The 2,197-nt window shown below is 73.0% G+C and carries 3 protein-coding genes; 1 reads left to right on the top strand and 2 read right to left on the bottom strand.

All coding sequences use genetic code 11. The annotated features are described in order from the left end of the window. Window positions 1-242: hypothetical protein (locus CA983_RS47405; protein ID WP_208637176.1), on the bottom strand; the 242-nt coding region annotated here is incomplete at its 3' end. A gap of 146 nt (window positions 243-388) precedes the next feature. Further along, window positions 389-1,054 (bottom strand): N-acetylmuramoyl-L-alanine amidase, encoded by a 666-nt coding sequence (locus tag CA983_RS42950; protein ID WP_086606030.1) that lies wholly within the window; start codon window positions 1,052-1,054, stop codon window positions 389-391. 60 nt (window positions 1,055-1,114) lie between these two features. Here CA983_RS42950 and mnmA point away from each other — a divergent pair. After that, the coding region (mnmA, locus tag CA983_RS42945) for a tRNA 2-thiouridine(34) synthase MnmA (RefSeq protein WP_086606029.1) at window positions 1,115-2,197 on the top strand (1,083 nt) is incomplete at its 3' end.

Here is a 2,197-nt window from a genome sequence, read left to right as displayed (position 1 = left end):
GCGGGGCTGACGTAGGACAGGCGCGACCCCGGGGGGCGGCGGGGCTGACGTAGGGACAGGCGCGACCCCGGCGGCTTGCAGCGCTCGGCGCTGACCAGGGGCGCTCGGCGCTCGGCGCGTGCCCTTGCCCGGGGCCGGGCCCGGGCGGACGCTCCGGACGTGAACGTCGGCACGCAGGTCTTCGCCCTGCTCGGATCGGGCTCGTCGCCGGGGTCGTGGCCCTGCACACCCGGGGACACCACGGCCGCGCGCCCTGATCGGCTACCTGTGCACGTTCCTGATCGTGTCCGCCATCCTCTTCGCGCTGTCGTTCCCCCGGCTGTGGCGCGGGGCCCTCGGCCAGGGGCTCGCACCCGCCGTCGCGCTCGCGCCGCCCTGTTCTGACCACTCAGGCCGGCGCCGTACGCGCCTCGCGCACCAGCCGCATGTACCTGTCCCAGTCCCAGTGCGGCCCCGGGTCCGTGTGGTCCGTGCCCGGGACCTCCACATGGCCGATGATGTGCTCGCGGTCGACGGGTATGCCGTAGCGCGCGCAGACCCGGGCCGTGAGGCGGGCCGAGGCCTCGTACATCTCGTCCGTGAAGTCCTGCGGGCGGTCCACGAAACCCGCGTGCTCGATGCCGACACTGCGCTCGTTGTAGTCGCGGTTGCCCGCGTGGTACGCCACGTCCAGCTCGCGGATCATCTGGGCGATGTGCCCGTCCTTGCGGACGATGTAGTGCGACGCCGCTCCGTGCGACGGGTTCTGGAAGGCCTTCACCGCGCTGTCGAAACCGCCCTGGGTGACATGGATGACCACCATGTCTATGCCGTAGTCGTCGGGCCGGTCCGCACGGCGCCAGTTCGCGTCCGACGCGGCCACCCAGCGCGCGCCCGCGTAGTCGACCTCGCCGTCCTTGCGCGGCTTCTCGACGCCGGGCACGCGCCACCACAGACGCGCCAGCTCGTCCCGGGCCAGCAGGGCGGAGCCCGCCGCGGCCACCGTGCCACCGATCAGCAGCGCGCGACGGCCGACCTTCCGGTCGCCGTCCTTCGAAGCCTTCCGCTGTCCCATGTGRTCGCCAACGGATACCCGGCGGCCTTGGTTCCCGCGCCCCCGTACCCTGGAAGGGTTATGACTGACACCCCGCAGCGCTCCCGTCCCCTCCGCGTCCTGGCCGCCATGTCCGGCGGAGTCGACTCCGCCGTCGCCGCCGCCCGCGCGGCCGAGGCGGGCCACGACGTGACCGGCGTCCACCTCGCGCTCTCCGCCAACCCCCAATCCTTCCGCACGGGCGCGCGGGGCTGCTGCACCATCGAGGACTCGCGCGACGCCCGCCGCGCCGCGGACGTCATCGGCATCCCCTTCTACGTGTGGGACCTCGCCGAGCGCTTCCGTGAGGACGTCGTCGAGGACTTCGTCGCCGAGTACGAGGCCGGCCGCACCCCCAACCCCTGCCTGCGCTGCAACGAGAAGATCAAGTTCGCGGCGCTGCTGGACAAGGCGCTGGCGCTCGGCTTCGACGCGGTCTGCACGGGCCACTACGCGCAGGTCGTCACCCTTCCCGACGGCACCCGCGAGCTGCACCGCGCCTCCGACATGGCCAAGGACCAGTCGTACGTCCTCGGCGTCCTGGACGAGAAGCAGCTCGCCCACGCGATGTTCCCGCTCGGCGACACGGTCACCACCAAGGACGAGATCCGCGCGGAGGCCGAGCGCAGGGGCCTGGCGGTGGCCAAGAAGCCCGACTCGCACGACATCTGCTTCATCGCCGACGGCGACACCCAGGGCTTCCTCGCGAACCGGCTCGGTCGCTCCGAGGGCGACATCGTCGACGAGTCCGGCAACCGGCTCGGCACGCACGACGGCGCGTACGGCTTCACCATCGGCCAGCGCAAGGGCCTGCGCATCGGCACCCCGGCGCCCGACGGCAAGCCCCGCTACGTCCTTGACATCTCCCCGGTCACCAACACGGTCACGGTCGGCCCGGCCGACGCGCTGGACGTCAGCGCCCTGACCGCGATCAAGCCACGCTGGTGCGGCGTCGCCCCCACCGGCCCGGGCACCTACACGGCCCAGCTCCGCGCCCACGGCGGCGAGACGGAGGTCACCGCCGAGCTGGTCGACGGGCACCTGGAGGTGTCCTTCGCGGAGCCGGTCCGCGGCGTCGCCCCCGGCCAGGCGATCGTCCTCTACGACGGCACACGGGTGGTGGGC

Source organism: Streptomyces swartbergensis (assembly GCF_002148965.1).
GTDB lineage: Bacteria > Actinomycetota > Actinomycetes > Streptomycetales > Streptomycetaceae > Streptomyces > Streptomyces swartbergensis.
The sequence above is the reverse complement of the archived record's forward strand: the minus strand, read 5'-3'. Positions and strand labels throughout refer to the sequence as shown.